General features: G+C 46.6%; 20 protein-coding genes. 11 read left to right on the forward strand and 9 right to left on the reverse strand.

What is annotated here, in order from left to right; translation table 11 throughout:
• The first annotated feature begins 59 nt into the window (after window positions 1–59).
• Window positions 60–1,139 (forward strand): trypsin-like peptidase domain-containing protein, encoded by a 1,080-nt coding sequence (locus tag DQX04_RS07205; RefSeq protein WP_111915218.1) that lies wholly within the window; start codon window positions 60–62, stop codon window positions 1,137–1,139.
• On the opposite strand, the gene murA is transcribed toward DQX04_RS07205, so the two are convergent.
• The 7 genes from murA to DQX04_RS07240 all read right to left on the reverse strand — a co-directional run bounded on the left by murA (window position 1,140) and on the right by DQX04_RS07240 (window position 5,777).
• Entirely contained in the window at window positions 1,140–2,399 is a 1,260-nt protein-coding gene (murA, locus tag DQX04_RS07210) for a UDP-N-acetylglucosamine 1-carboxyvinyltransferase (RefSeq protein ID WP_111915219.1), read from the reverse strand.
• A 15-nt stretch (window positions 2,400–2,414) separates the two neighbouring features.
• On the reverse strand, window positions 2,415–2,666 hold the full coding sequence (locus DQX04_RS07215) for a BolA family protein (protein ID WP_111915220.1): 252 nt from the start codon (window positions 2,664–2,666) through the stop codon (window positions 2,415–2,417).
• Between the two features lie 30 nt (window positions 2,667–2,696).
• A complete protein-coding gene (locus DQX04_RS07220; protein WP_111915221.1) occupies window positions 2,697–2,996 on the reverse strand; it encodes a lipid asymmetry maintenance protein MlaB in 300 nt (99 codons plus the stop codon).
• The gene (gene mlaD, locus DQX04_RS07225) at window positions 2,996–3,466 is read right to left on the reverse strand and encodes an outer membrane lipid asymmetry maintenance protein MlaD (protein WP_111915222.1); all 471 of its coding nucleotides are present in this window, start codon (window positions 3,464–3,466) and stop codon (window positions 2,996–2,998) included. Before mlaD ends, DQX04_RS07220 begins: the two co-directional genes overlap by 1 nt.
• A 41-nt stretch (window positions 3,467–3,507) precedes the next feature.
• Entirely contained in the window at window positions 3,508–4,281 is a 774-nt protein-coding gene (mlaE, locus tag DQX04_RS07230; protein ID WP_370443884.1) for a lipid asymmetry maintenance ABC transporter permease subunit MlaE, read from the reverse strand.
• Window positions 4,281–5,084, reverse strand: coding sequence for an ATP-binding cassette domain-containing protein (locus DQX04_RS07235; protein ID WP_111915224.1), 804 nt, complete (start codon window positions 5,082–5,084; stop codon window positions 4,281–4,283). Before DQX04_RS07235 ends, mlaE begins: the two co-directional genes overlap by 1 nt.
• A 111-nt stretch (window positions 5,085–5,195) precedes the next feature.
• The gene (locus DQX04_RS07240) at window positions 5,196–5,777 is read right to left on the reverse strand and encodes a TetR/AcrR family transcriptional regulator (RefSeq protein WP_111915225.1); all 582 of its coding nucleotides are present in this window, start codon (window positions 5,775–5,777) and stop codon (window positions 5,196–5,198) included.
• A gap of 157 nt (window positions 5,778–5,934) precedes the next feature.
• On the opposite strand from DQX04_RS07240, the gene DQX04_RS07245 reads away from it, so the two are divergent.
• From DQX04_RS07245 to DQX04_RS07290, 10 genes are all read left to right on the forward strand, one after another.
• Window positions 5,935–6,906 (forward strand): KpsF/GutQ family sugar-phosphate isomerase, encoded by a 972-nt coding sequence (locus DQX04_RS07245; protein WP_111915226.1) that lies wholly within the window; start codon window positions 5,935–5,937, stop codon window positions 6,904–6,906.
• Window positions 6,906–7,454 (forward strand): 3-deoxy-manno-octulosonate-8-phosphatase KdsC, encoded by a 549-nt coding sequence (kdsC, locus tag DQX04_RS07250; protein WP_111915227.1) that lies wholly within the window; start codon window positions 6,906–6,908, stop codon window positions 7,452–7,454. Before DQX04_RS07245 ends, kdsC begins: the two co-directional genes overlap by 1 nt.
• Window positions 7,451–8,038 (forward strand): LPS export ABC transporter periplasmic protein LptC, encoded by a 588-nt coding sequence (gene lptC, locus DQX04_RS07255; protein ID WP_111915228.1) that lies wholly within the window; start codon window positions 7,451–7,453, stop codon window positions 8,036–8,038. Before kdsC ends, lptC begins: the two co-directional genes overlap by 4 nt.
• Window positions 7,995–8,543 carry a lipopolysaccharide transport periplasmic protein LptA gene (gene lptA, locus DQX04_RS07260; protein WP_111915229.1) on the forward strand — a complete coding sequence of 183 codons (549 nt, stop codon included), beginning with the start codon at window positions 7,995–7,997 and terminating at the stop codon, window positions 8,541–8,543. Before lptC ends, lptA begins: the two co-directional genes overlap by 44 nt.
• A complete protein-coding gene (gene lptB, locus DQX04_RS07265) occupies window positions 8,543–9,271 on the forward strand; it encodes an LPS export ABC transporter ATP-binding protein (protein ID WP_207801094.1) in 729 nt (242 codons plus the stop codon). Before lptA ends, lptB begins: the two co-directional genes overlap by 1 nt.
• A 61-nt stretch (window positions 9,272–9,332) precedes the next feature.
• On the forward strand, window positions 9,333–10,793 hold the full coding sequence (locus DQX04_RS07270) for an RNA polymerase factor sigma-54 (protein WP_111915230.1): 1,461 nt from the start codon (window positions 9,333–9,335) through the stop codon (window positions 10,791–10,793).
• Between the two features lie 24 nt (window positions 10,794–10,817).
• A complete protein-coding gene (hpf, locus tag DQX04_RS07275) occupies window positions 10,818–11,105 on the forward strand; it encodes a ribosome hibernation promoting factor (RefSeq protein ID WP_111915231.1) in 288 nt (95 codons plus the stop codon).
• Window positions 11,106–11,111: 6 nt separating this feature from the next.
• Window positions 11,112–11,576, forward strand: coding sequence for a PTS IIA-like nitrogen regulatory protein PtsN (gene ptsN, locus DQX04_RS07280; RefSeq protein ID WP_111915232.1), 465 nt, complete (start codon window positions 11,112–11,114; stop codon window positions 11,574–11,576).
• A complete protein-coding gene (gene rapZ / locus DQX04_RS07285; protein WP_111915233.1) occupies window positions 11,567–12,409 on the forward strand; it encodes an RNase adapter RapZ in 843 nt (280 codons plus the stop codon). The genes ptsN and rapZ overlap by 10 nt, the downstream gene beginning before the upstream one ends.
• 1 nt (window position 12,410) lies before the next feature.
• Window positions 12,411–12,686, forward strand: a complete 276-nt coding sequence (locus tag DQX04_RS07290) for an HPr family phosphocarrier protein (RefSeq protein WP_111915234.1) — start codon at window positions 12,411–12,413, stop codon at window positions 12,684–12,686.
• 155 nt (window positions 12,687–12,841) lie between these two features.
• Here DQX04_RS07290 and DQX04_RS07295 read toward each other — a convergent pair whose 3' ends face one another.
• Complete coding sequence (locus tag DQX04_RS07295) at window positions 12,842–13,336, reverse strand: RDD family protein (RefSeq protein WP_111915235.1); 495 nt, start codon at window positions 13,334–13,336, stop codon at window positions 12,842–12,844.
• 20 nt (window positions 13,337–13,356) lie between these two features.
• The gene (locus tag DQX04_RS07300) at window positions 13,357–14,340 is read right to left on the reverse strand and encodes a hypothetical protein (protein WP_111915236.1); all 984 of its coding nucleotides are present in this window, start codon (window positions 14,338–14,340) and stop codon (window positions 13,357–13,359) included.
• Between the last annotated feature and the right edge of the window lie 15 nt (window positions 14,341–14,355).

Below are 14,355 nucleotides of genomic sequence, written 5' to 3' on the forward strand. Positions count from 1 at the left end.
TACCGACACGATGGAATCGGTGCTAACATTCCGAACATAAGTTTCTAACCGACACGAACATGCCTTTGAATCGCAAATCACCATTGACTCAATACATTATAAAACCGGCTTTGCTGGGCTTTATTGTTGCCGCTCTGGTGTTGCTCATTTTGCCTATTTTGCAAAACAGCGATTCAGAACCACAGCGCGTAGCACCAAGCGCATTAATGTCTTATGCGGAAGCGGTCGAAGTTGCTGCGCCAGCGGTAGTGAATATTTATACCGAAAGAGCATATGCCGATCGGCGCGCACCAGGAAGAACCACATCTTCTGTGCGCTTGGGCTCTGGCGTTATCATGGATGCACGAGGCTATATTCTTACCGCACTTCACGTAGTTGCATCGGTCGACCATATCCATGTTGCTCTTCAAGACGGACGCTTTTTGTCTGCCGATCTCGTAGGAATTGATCAATTTACAGACCTAGCCGTGCTTCGCATAGACGCAGACAATCTACCGGTTATTCCGAGAAATAGTGAATATCGTCCACGCGTTGGCGACGTGGTTCTAGCCATCGGTAACCCATTTAATATTGGACAAGCGGTGACTCAAGGTATTATCTCAGCGGCAGGTTCAGTGAATATTCCTGTAGCTGGGAGAAGTCCGGAACAAAGTGGATATGCAGAGTTTATTCAAATGGACGCTGCCATTAGTGACGGCAATTCAGGCGGTGCGCTGGTCAACAGCCGCGGTGAATTAGTAGGTATTAACAGTGCTCGTTTTATGGCAGAGCAAGGCGCAACAGGCATTCACTTCTCAGTTGAGGCACGCCAAGCTGAAGAAATTATGAATCAAATTATCGGTGAAGGCGTAGTCACCCGAGGATATCTGGGCATAGACGCAGGCCAAGACATTACCGGACTTAACCAAAGTGGAATTACTGTCGACGGCGTTACGCCGAATAGCCCTGCGGAAATCGGCGGGCTAAGACAAGGTGACGTGATTACGCATATTGATGAAGTGATGATTCACAGTGTTAACCAGGCGCTGGACATTGTTGCCCAAACACGCCCGGGTACGACCTTACAAATAGACTTCATTCGAAATGAAGAAGAAATGCAAACCGAAGTGACGATTCAACGCCTAGACACGCGCGGCTAACTACATTTGCACGCGTTGAATGTTAGCGCCCAATGCTGACAGTTTAGCTTCGATACGTTCATAACCGCGGTCGATATGGTAAATACGCTCGACCTCGGTTTTACCTTCAGCCACCATACCCGCAATAACCAACGAAGCAGAAGCGCGTAAATCTGTACACATCACCTGCGCACCACTTAAACGGGCTGCGCCTCGGCAAATTGCAGTGTTACCTTCCAAGTCGATATCGGCACCCATGCGCTTTAACTCAGGAACGTGCATAAACCGGTTTTCAAAAATGGTTTCACGAACCCAGCCAGTTCCCTCGGCAATAGCATTGAGCGCGGTGAATTGCGCTTGCATGTCAGTAGGGAAAGCAGGATGCGGCGCGGTCACAATATTTACCGACCGCGGTGCGGCAACACTTTTTAAAGTAATACTGTTTTCTGTTCTCTCAATTTCAGCGCCAGCTTCGTTCAACTTTTTCAACACTGCGTCCAACTGCTTTGGATCTGCGTGGTTACATTTCACAAAACCTTGTGTTGCTAATGCAGCCACCAAAAACGTGCCTGTTTCGATACGATCAGGTAGTACGCTATATTCGCCGCCGTGCAAACGCTTAACACCCTGAATACGAATGGTGTCTGTGCCTGCACCGGTAATTTGAGCGCCTAACGCATTCAAGAAGTTTGCAAGGTCGACCACTTCTGGCTCACGTGCAGCGTTCTCAATAATGGTTTCGCCTTCAGCAAGCGTTGCTGCAGCCATCAAGTTTTCTGTGCCGGTTACACTTACCATATCCATCAGAATAAGCGCACCTTTCAAACCATGTGGTGCTTTGGCTTTTATGTAACCCTCTTCAACCACGATCTCCCCGCCCATTTGGCGCAAACCTTCAATATGCAAATTCACAGGGCGTGCGCCAATAGCACAACCACCCGGCAAACTAACCTCGGCTTCATGGCATTTCGCTAACAGCGGGCCTAGAACTAAAACCGATGCGCGCATGGTTTTCACCAATTCATACGGTGCGATATGTCCATGCTTCGATGAAGGGTCAATTTTGTAACTAGCTTGCTCAACACGGTCAGTAGGAATACCTAGCTTCTCTAGCAATGCTAATGAAGTCACCACATCTTGAAGGCGAGGAACGTTATGAATAACTACCGGCTCGTCGGCTAGAAGTGACGCTAATAAAATGGGAAGTGCCGCATTTTTTGCGCCCGAAATGGTAACTTCGCCTTCTAAGCGCGTACCGCCTTCAATTATAAATTTTTCCATGGAGTGTTTGTTTCTCTAGAGGTATAGGCCTTTGTCACGTTTCCACGTGTCGGGCGTCATCGCTTTAATGGTTAATGCGTGAATACTGCCATCAGCAATCTTATCGTTCAATGGCCCGTAAATCATTTGCTGTTGTTTTACACGACTTAGTTCAGCAAATTTGTCACTTACCGCGATAACTTGATAATGCGAACCGTCACTCTTCACATGAACTTCGTCTAGCTCCAATGCTTCAAGTAAAATTTTCTCGATGTCCTGTGTTTCCATTTTTATACCTTTCTTCGCGTCTATGTGCGCTTAGTCATTCAGCCCGAGCAATTCAGTTACACCGCTCATTTCAGCGAATGCCTTAAGTTGCTCGTTCGCCCCCTGCAACGTCAGCTCTTGCTTATTTTGCTCCAGCTCAGACTTAAGCTGAATAAGCATGGCGAGCCCCGCAGAGTCTACGCTGTCTATATTTTCTAGATCGGCGGTAAACGTTTTGTCTGTTGTCATCCACGTTTTCCGCTCGCGCCATACCTTAGGTACGGTATTACGATTCAGAGTACCCTGAAACTTAACGCCAGCCGACAACGAATGAACCTGTAACTCACTCATTAGCCTTCTTCACCTTGACTGAATAGGAACTGGCCGATCAGGTTTTCCAATACAATGGCCGAGTTCGTGTTCGGAACTTCATCACCATCTTCAAGCATCATCACAAAGTCGTCGATGAAACCTGGCTCTAAACCTACATATTGCTCGCCTAACAAACCAGAAGTCAGAATAGACGCAGTACTGGTTTCAGGAAATGCGTCGTACTGAGTGCTTATTTGCATCTCTACGATAGGCTCGTAATATTCACCCGTTAATTGAATGCTCGACACTCGTCCTACTACAACACCGCCAACCTTAACTGGCGAGCGCACTTTTAAGCCACCAATATTGTCGAACTTAGCCACTAGCGTGTAAGTTTCACCTCGGGTCGCGTCGGAGTTATTTGCAACTTGCAGTGCTAAAAACACCAATGCTGCAATTGCCGCTGCAACGAAAACACCTACTAATAATTCCATTGTGCGTGTGGTCATATTTCACCTAATCTCAATTTTCTAATTCGTTACAAAATGCATTAACTAAACATAATTGCAGTTAATACAAAGTCTAATCCAAGCACGGCTAGCGAACTGTACACTACCGTTTGTGTGGTTGCGGCACTAATACCCGGCGACGTAGGCTCTGCGGTATAACCCTTGTACAAGGCAATCCATGTCACCACGAGCGCAAAAACCAAGCTTTTGATAAAGCCATTCAAAATATCTTGGCCCCATTCTACGTTAGCTTGCATTACCGACCAGAAAGCACCGTCGTCGACACCTAGCCACTGCACGCCCACTATAAATCCGCCATAGATACCTATTGCGCTGAACATTAAAGCCAGTAACGGCATACTTATAAAGCCAGCCCAAAAACGCGGAGCTACCACACGACGTAATGGGTCAACTGCCATCATTTCCAAACTCGACAACTGTTCTGTCGCTTTCATTAACCCAATTTCCGCCGTTAAAGCAGAGCCTGCTCGACCTGCGAAAAGCAATGCTGTAACCACAGGGCCTAACTCACGCAGTAACGACAACGAAACCATAGGACCTAGAGCTTGTTCCGCACCGAAGTCCACCAAAATGGTGTAGCCCTGCAAACCGAGCACCATGCCTATAAACAATCCTGAAATTAGAATAATAAGCATCGACTGCACACCCACCACATAAAGTTGGCGAATGAGCAGTGGGAACATTTTCAGCGGTTGCGGTTTACCCACAATAGATTGAAACAGCATGATAGAAGCAGAACCAACGCCTGCTAATACCGACAGAGTATTTCTGCCAAGTTTCACCAATGCATTAATCATTGCGCACCTCCCAACAAGTCTTCATGGTAAGGGTTCGACTTGTAGTGGAAAGGTACAGGACCGTCGGCAGCGCCTGTTAAAAACTGCTGCACAAGTTCCGAGTCATGGTTTCTTAATTCTTCCGGTGAACCCTCTGCAATAACCTGCTTGTTGGCAAAAATCACCAAGTGATCAGCTATCGACATAACTTCATGAATATCGTGCGAAACCACAATACTGGTTAAGCCTAGCGTTTCATTTAAAGACTTAATCAGCTTCACCAGCATTCCCATAGAAATTGGATCTTGTCCGGCAAAGGGTTCGTCGTACATGATCAGTTCCGGATCCAGCGCAATTGACCGCGCTAACGCCGCTCTTCGTGCCATACCACCAGACAATTCAGACGGATACAAATGCCCTGCACCGCGCAGGCCTACCGACTGAAGTTTCATTTTTACGATCGTGCGAATAATGTTGTCGCTTAACTGCGTGTGCTCACGCAATGGGAAAGCCACATTTTCGAATACGGTAAGGTCTGAAAATAACGCGCCGCTTTGAAACAGCATGCTCATTCTTTTGCGGGCTTCGTATAGGTCTGAACGACCTAACTGCGCAACATTTTGTCCTGCAAACTCTACTTCGCCTGCGTGCGCTTTTAGCTGACCACCGATAAGCCTGAGCAGTGTCGTTTTACCACAGCCGCTTGGACCCATAACGCCGGTCACTTTACCTCGAGGGATGCGTAAAGACACACCTTCATATATCGGAGTTTCGCCCCGACTGAAGAACACGTCTTTAACTTCTACAAGATTCTCCACAATGCCTCTACTGTCCTTTTTAAAGAGCGCAAAGTATAGCGAACAATACCCTGCGGTGTCATTGCGTATCCAGTAATAAAATGTTGCGCAACGACAAGTTTGAATAACGGTCGATTAAGACTCCGGCGTAATTAACTTCAACAAATATCGAGTCAGCGCCTCGTCGTTATCTTCTTCGCCATGGTTCATACCAAATTGGCGTGCCAAACGGTGTCCTATAACAGCGTACCAAGCAACGCGTGCCTGAATAGGACCTACGCCACACTGGTCAAGTAATCTAAACAGCTCTTGTTGGCGCGGCTGCACAATCTCTGTAAGTTCGGGGTTACTTGCTACTGCCGCCAAAATAGCACTGTCGACACCAAGCTTACCACGTTTGTTGTGCGCTAATTCCGCGCGAATCATGGCATTAATTTCAGCATCAACTCCTGTTGCTTCACCTTGAATTTCAGCTTTAAGCTTCATTCTTTGCTCAACATAGCGCTCTAGCATGGCACTGATTAAAGCGTCTTTACTTTCGAAGTGGTAAAGCAACCCACCTTTACTGATACCCGTGATTTCAGTAAGTGCGTCGAACGTAAGGTGTGCGGCACCTTTTGAATGCACAAGCTCTTCTGCGCTTTCTAAAATCATGTCGCGTTTACTAGGTCGACCGCCTCTGGCTCTTACGGGCTTAATAATCGTGTCTTGCTGCATATTACAAATCCTTAAACTTGTGTTTACCGTCTGGTTGGTATAGTAATAGTAACTTGGCTAAAAGTAAAGGATATAGGTCTGCAATCCTGCTCCGCAGTGATATACTCAGGGCTCAAAATTAGCCGAACAAGTAAGTGGAACTTTCTTAGGAAACGATATGGCGAATACTGATTACCTTTCTCAAGCGCGAAACGTACTCGATATCGAACGTGCGGCCATCGACGAGTTATACGGAAGCTTAGACGAAAAGTTCACCGCAGCATGCGAACTGATGATGCACTGCCAAGGGCGTGTTGTCGTAACGGGCATGGGTAAGTCAGGTCATATCGGCGGCAAAATAGCCGCTACTTTAGCGAGTACAGGAACCCCAGCATTTTTCGTGCACCCAGGCGAAGCAAGCCACGGCGACCTCGGCATGATCACCAAGCAAGACGTGGTGCTCGCTATCTCAAACTCCGGCGAAACCGGCGAGTTAGTCAGTATCATACCGGTCTTGAAGCGCTTGAATGTACCCATGATAGCCATGACCGGTCGACCAGACTCGACACTGGCTACACTAGCAGACGTGCACATTAAAGTTGCGGTAAAAGAAGAGGCATGTCCGTTGGGTTTAGCACCTACGGCAAGCACCACAGCAACCTTGGTTATGGGCGACGCCCTAGCCGTAAGCTTGTTGCGTGCTCGCGGCTTTACTGCCGACGACTTCGCCCTGTCTCATCCGGGCGGAAGTTTAGGCAAACGATTGTTACTTCACGTCAACGACCTTATGCATGCAGGCGAGCGTGTTCCTGTGGTGCCAGAAACAGCCATCATTTCCGAGGCTTTATTGGAAATGTCTAGAAAGGGCCTAGGCATGACCACAGTGGTCGACGCAAACCAGAAACTATCCGGATTGTTTACCGACGGCGATTTGCGTCGTATTTTGGACCAGCGCGTAGACGTGCATAAAACCTCTATTAAAGAAGTGATGACTCAAGGCTGCGTCACCGTGAAGCAAAACTTACTAGCTGCTGAAGCATTGCAGCTTATGGAGTCGCGGAAAATTAATGGTCTTATTGTAGTTGACGAAGAACATCGTCCAGTGGGCGCATTTAATATGCAAGACATGCTACAAGCAGGAGTAATTTAATGATTAGTACTTGGTATGGCGAAATTACCGAAGAGCTATTCGATCGCCTGCAAAAAATTAAACTGCTGGTGTGTGACATCGACGGCGTGTTTTCCGACGGTCGTATTTACATGGGTAACGACGGGGAGGAGCTTAAAGCTTTTCACACACGCGACGGCTTAGGCGTGAAAGCATTACGTAGTGCTGGAGTGGAAGTCGCCGTGATTACTGGTCGGAAATCAAAGATCGTCGAAACCCGCATGACAGCCCTAGGCGTTCCATATATTTTCCAAGGACAAGAGAATAAACAAGCAAGTTACGACTCGGTATGTAAAACGCTTAATCTGACTCCGGAACAAACCGGTTACATTGGCGACGACACTCCAGATCTCGAGCTTATTAAAAGTTGTGGCTTAGGTGTAGCGGTATTCGACGCACACCCTTCTGTTCAGCTTGCTGCAGACTATGTCACCATTCAACGCGGCGGTTTCGGTGCCGTTCGCGAAATAGCTGATCTTATATTATTGGCGCAAGGTAAACTCAGCCAAGTGGTGGAGTCGAGTACGTGAATTTAAGAACGATTCTTCTTATTCTCGCTATATCCATAGTGGCGATATTCCTTTTATGGCAGCCTCAGCGTGAGCAAGTTATTGAAGAAGAGTCACAGGCTTCTGAGCAATTAGTACCGGACTTCATTGCAGAAAACTTAGAAACGAGAATTTACGACCAAACAGGCCGACTGTCTCATCGTATTCAAGCGCAAGAAATGTCGCATTACATTCAACAGAACCGCACAGAGCTAATTCAGCCCATTTACACGAGTTATTTACGCGAATTGTCGGCGTCCACGGGCAACCTCTGGCAAATATCTGCAGAGCTTGGTGAATTCCTCGACGACGAACGACTAGAGCTCATGAATTCAGTACAAATCAGTAACCTGTCACAAATGGGTTACATTCAAAATATTGAAACCCAAGCATTACAAATTGACATCCCTAAACGAGAAATGACAAGCTCCGAGCCGGTACAGATTACGGGGCCACAAATTAACATCAAGGGAATAGGTTTTCGTGTAGACTTAGAAAGTCAGCAATTGGAATTAATCGAGCATGTGGAAAGCATTTACTACCCTAGCGCTATTACTCGCGACTAACTTACTCGCTACACCGGCGAGTGCGCAAAGCAGTCAGTTGGAAGAAGACTTCCGACAGCCTGTGCATGTCAGCTCCGACCGCGAGTCGCTCGATCTACGTGAAAATATTTATGTTGCCGAAGGCCATGTGGAAATTAAACAAGGCTCGCTAACTATTCTTGCAGACCGACTTGAAGTGCAGGGTTTTAGTAACGAAGAAGCCCCTGCTGAAAAGTTTGTCGCCGTCGGTACGCCAGCAACGTATAGCCAAGAAATTGCACCGGGCATTATTGTAACTGCGAGCGCCAACGAAATTATTTACGACGCCACGCTTCGTACCCTTACCCTTACCGGTAACGCAGAACTTTTCCAAAGCGGTAACCAACTAAAAGCGGCCACCATTACTTATAATATTGGCTCGCAGCAGGTTAGTGCAGAGCGAGACGAAAGCCAACGCGTGCAAACCACTTTCCAACCGCGTGAAAGCGACGACTCAACAGAAGAAAATTCTGGGAATAATAATTAATGACGGTGCAACTTAAAGCGGAAAACCTAGCAAAAGCTTATAAAGGTCGCACGGTAGTAAGCGACGTTTCTCTTACCGTAGACGCAGGCCAAGTTGTAGGTTTGTTAGGCCCAAATGGTGCGGGTAAAACAACAACGTTCTACATGATTGTCGGTTTAGTGCCCAACGACAAAGGGAAAATAACGCTAAACAACGAAGACATTACGTTAAAGCCGATGCACGAAAGAGCCCGTGAAGGTATTGGTTATTTACCTCAAGAAGCATCTGTATTCCGAAAGTTGTCGGTTCGCGACAATATCATGGCTATTCTCGAAACCCGTAAAGACCTCACTCCAGCACAACGAGAAGACAAGCTTGACAGCTTGGTAAGTGAATTCAGCATTGGCCACATTATTAATAATTTAGGAATGGCACTTTCCGGCGGTGAAAGACGTCGTGTAGAAATTGCTCGCGCGCTAGCCGCAGACCCGAAGTTTATTCTACTCGACGAGCCTTTTGCCGGCGTAGACCCTATTTCGGTTATCGACATTAAGAAAATAATTCAGCAACTCAAACAACGTGGTATTGGGGTACTGATTACCGACCACAACGTACGAGAAACCTTGTCTGTGTGCGAGCAAGCTTACATTGTGAGCCAAGGGCAAATGATAGCAACAGGAACCGCGCAGCAAGTTTTAGCGAATCAAAAAGTAAAAGACGTATACTTAGGCGAACAATTCTCCTTGTAATTCGCCGCAAAAGCGCAATCATATAAGTAGAGATTAAAAAAATAATGAGCTGTATTCGTATATGAAGCAAAGTCTGCAGTTAAAAATTGGCCAACAACTCACGATGACGCCTCAGCTGCAGCAGGCGATTCGTCTACTTCAGCTGTCCTCGCTAGACTTACAACAGGAAATTCAAGACGCACTCGACAGTAACCCTCTGCTTGAAACCGCAGAAGAGTTCGAGGGCGACACTCCACAAGAATCAAACACGTCTTCAGAAGACACCAGCGCAATGGACACCGACCAAGCGATGGCCAATGAAGACATGCCGAACGACTTGCCCACCGACTCAACTTGGGAAGACACCTGGTCGGCAGAGAGTGCTCCGATCTCGAAAGGCACAGGCTCTGGTGTAGCGAGCGAAGACGACTACGTTTATCAAGGTGAAACGAGCGAATCATTGCAAGACTACTTGCTGTGGCAAATGCGGTTGTCTCACTTCACGGAACTTGACGAGCGTATCGGTGAAATGATCATCGACGGCATCGACGAAAACGGCTACTTGCAACAAGACTTAGAAGACATCCTTGCGGCAGTGCAAAAAGAGTTCCCCGAAACAGAAATGGACGAAGTTTGCGTGGTACTGAAGCGCATTCAATACTTCGACCCTATCGGTGTAGCTGCACGTGACGTGGGCGAATGTATGTGTTTGCAGCTTAATCAGTTAGCGCCTGAAACGCCTTGGTTAAATGAAGCAAAAACAGTGGTTTCTGAGCATTTACAGCTGCTAGCCAACCGCGACTACCGCACACTGGCTCGTAAAACACGCCTAAAAGAACCTGAATTGAAAGAGGTGATTCGGCTCATTCACACCTTACAACCAAGGCCTGGTGAGAACTTCACTCAGCGTGAATCTGAATATGTCATTCCCGATGTTTCTGTAAGAAAACACAAAAATCGCTGGATTGTTGAGCTAAATCCAGATGCTTTGCCTAAAATAAGAGTAAACGAGGAATATGCGGCCCTTTCTAAAAGCGCGCGCAACTCCGAAGACAGCCAATACATTAAAAACCATGTGCAAGAAGCGCGCTGGTTTATCAAAAGTTTAGAGAGCCGAAACGAAACGCTTTTGAAAGTAACCAATTGTATTGTGCAACGACAACAGGCATTCTTTGAATATGGTGAAGAGGCCATGAAACCCATGGTTCTTAACGATGTAGCAGAAAGCATCGACATGCATGAATCTACGGTTTCACGAGTTACAACGCAGAAGTTTATGCACACGCCGCGCGGCATATTTGAATTGAAGTATTTCTTTTCAAGCCATGTCGGCACGGAAGACGGCGGCGAGTGTTCATCAACTGCGATTCGTGCGTTTATACGCAAACTTATTGCAGCGGAACGCTCTGAAAAACCATTGAGCGACAGTAAAATTGCTGAACTCATGGCTGATCAGGGTATCAAAGTAGCACGGCGGACGATTGCGAAGTATCGGGAAGCTATGAATATTCCCCCTTCCAATCAACGAAAAAGCCTTTTATAAACGGCAACAGAAGGAAGACGTATTATGCAAATTAACCTCACCGGTCATCACATTGAAATTACTGAAGCCTTACGCGACTACGTCGATACTAAATTCGCGAAACTCGAGCGACATTTTGACCATATCAACAACGTGCACGTCATACTCAATGTTGAAAAACTCAACCAAAAAGCCGAAGCTACTGTGCACCTGAATGGGGGTGAGGTGTTCGCCACATCTGAACACACCGACATGTACGCAGCCATTGATGGTTTAATCGACAAACTCGACCGTCAAGTTATTAAACACAAAGAAAAGCTTAAACAGCACTAGGTAGTTATGGACCTTCGGGAAATTCTTACTCCGGACTGCACGAAATGTGCAGTTCCGGAACTCAGCAAAAAGAAAGTTTTGGAAACCATCAGCCAAATGGTGGCGCCCAAACTAGGTGGAGTCTCACGCGACGACGTTTTTGAAAGCTTGTTGCAAAGGGAGAGGCTTGGAAGTACAGGTATTGGTCTGGGTATCGCTATTCCCCATGGCCGCCTGAGTAACGCCAGCCACCCTGTCGCGGTGCTTATTACTTTAGACGCACCCATTGAGTTTGAAGCGATAGACAACCAACCGGTTGACATTATTTTTGCCTTATTAGTACCCGAAAATGAACCAGAGAAACATTTACAAACGCTTTCTGTAGTTGCACAGCGGTTAAATAGCCGTGAATGTTGCAGGAAGTTGAGAGCGGCCTCGGAAGACCTAGATCTCTATAACTTATTCACGGATGACAAAGAAAAATGCAACTAATTATTGTAAGCGGCCGGTCTGGCTCAGGTAAAACTATTGCGTTACGCGTTCTCGAAGACTTAGGTTTTTACTGTGTCGACAACCTGCCCTTACAACTGCTTCCTGCACTTATCCATTGTGTAAACGATTATGAATCGGTAGCCGTTAGTGTAGACGTTAGAAACCTACCCAAAGACGAAGACGAACTAGCCGACGCGCTCGACTTTCTTCCGGGTAAAATAGAAGCAGAATTCCTCTTTATCGACTCTTCTGACGAAGTGCTCTTGCGCCGCTACGGCGAAACGCGCCGTATGCACCCGCTTTCGAAACAAGAAAGCTCGCTACCCGACGCCATTGCGTTGGAGCACAAACTGCTAGAACCATTAGTTTCTAGAACCACTTGGCACATCGACTCGAGTAAGTTGAGTGTTCACGAACTTAGCGAAATGGTTCGCGAGCATGTGTTAGGCCATAAAGACGGACAACTGATTCTGACGTTTCTCTCTTTTGGCTTTAAACATGGTGCGCCAGCAAACGCCGACACGGTGCTAGACGCACGCATACTGCCAAACCCTCATTGGGAACCGGAACTAAAGGCACTTACGGGGCTAGACCAACCGGTAATCAACTATCTGCAAGAACAGCCGTTGGTTACGAAGTTCATTCAGCAGGTGGGTACGTTCATCGACACCTGGTTGCCGTACTTTGAACGCAGCAACCGTAGCTATCTGACTATTGCTATCGGTTGTACTGGCGGCCAACACCGTTCGGTGTACATTGCAGAAAGCCTTGCCAACCGTTACAGCACTAAAGGGCATAAGGTTCGTGTAAAACACAGAGAATTGGAGAAGTAACATGGCTAAGCTTGATCGCGTCATGACCATAAGAAACAAGTTGGGTTTACATGCGCGTGCAGCAACTAAGTTAGCCAAGTTAAGTAACCAATTCGAAGCTACCGTAACGATTGAGCAGAACGGCCAGAAGGTGGATGCTTCGAGCGTTATGGGGCTTATGCTGCTAGCAAGTCAACAAGGTAAAGACATCAACGTTACGGCTGAGGGTAACGACGCTGAAGCTGCCTTAGATGCGATTGAACAGCTGATTCAAGATAGGTTTGACGAAGAAGCTTAGGCTGGGGACTGGCTTCAGCCCGTCCCCATGTGGTTAAAGGTGCTAGGCATCCGTTCATAGGGCTTGTACGGACCGCTGTGCGGTCTCCACGGGATGGTTAAAGGTTTTAGTTTAGGAGGTTGTGCCCCGATATCAGGGCACTTTTCAGTTTTATATTAACGCTCTAGAGCTCTATCCAATTCAGATCCTGAGTTCTCTTCACTCTCATCGAACTCTACAGGCGCTTTCTGAGTATTGCGAATAACGACTGTACCAACGAGCATATCGTGCCATCCGCGCTTTTTGTGATCGATACCTACCCATATAAAGCCTAAACCAAACGAAAGGATCGAAACGATATAAGCGAAATACCTAGCAACAGCTTGAAGGGTACTCATCTTTTTCCCCGTCTTGGCATCCACAATTTCTAATCGTGTAGCCATTTTACCAGGGGTCCCCAAATACCGAACCCAAAACCAGATTGTTGCTATAAATGGAACTATATAGCCGAGGACTACATCCCAGAAGCCGTAAATGAGCTCGTCTCCAACAAAGTATTGCTGCCCATATATCAACCTCAAAGGAATGGTCAAAACGATGAAGATGACGACCGCATCAATGATCACAGCTCCAAACCGTATCCAGAAGCCGGCGTATTCTCTATTTTCCATGTAAAATATCTCCGTTGGTTTTAAATTGCGGGGTCCTCTACAGCGCTCCACTCTGCACAGCGACTATAATTAAATCCCGTTCTCCATGCATCAATAATAGGTCTGCCTTCAATCATGTTCATTAACCTAAGGGTTTCTTCTCTGTCACCTGCTAAACACGAGAACAACGCAAAGTAATTGATGTTCCATTGGTCCGGGTAATCTTGAAGAACATCATCAATACCTGACTTCATTTTCTCCCAACTAATATCGGAGTGCGAGAAAAGGTTAAAGCTGTAATGATCACTGTATGCAACCCAATATATTCTTGCGTACAAACCATACCCTTCAGACTCTTCGGATTTTTCGACAGCATAATTAGCAAAATTCTCAATTTTTTCTGCGGAGCCGTGCCAATTTGGAAGGAGGTATCTTAGAGCGCTAAAGTAAATAGGATAGTATGCAGGATGCTGCGTAAATGCTTCATCGATCAATGCATTAAATCTCGACTCCTCCCAACTTTGGGCTCGTGCAACGTCAATCATTCTATGAAACCAATGTGGATCGCGGCTCTTCATAGACTCATGCTCCAACAAGTAGAGTCTGGCCTCTTCGATATTTTGGTCAAATAGCACCCGGTCCTCATCACGGACGGTATGTCTCCTATACATCCAAGCTTGCGCAATTAGTGTCTCTACATACGCGAGATGAGCGACACTAGAGTCTGGCTCCATCTCAGTCCACTCTTTCATCTCGGACTTTAAGTTATTCCAATAATCGAGATCAGGAATATTTCGGTTGGAAATTCCATAAAGACTGACATAGAAGAGCCTGAGCTTCCAAAGACCACTCGAAGTTCTTGCTTCTGTGTCTATGAATTCGTTTCCCAAATTACTCAACTGTTCATATTCACCCGAATGAAAAAGAGCGTTGACCCTATTTGATATCTGCTCCCTAGTAGCTAACTCACTCGCCATCAAGCTCGTCGAGGCAAAGACCAGAAATAAAACTAAGACAAGTCTCAATTTGATTCTCCTTTC

Origin of the sequence: Aliidiomarina sp. B3213, assembly GCF_003290085.1 — a bacterium.
Lineage (GTDB): Bacteria > Pseudomonadota > Gammaproteobacteria > Enterobacterales > Alteromonadaceae > Aliidiomarina.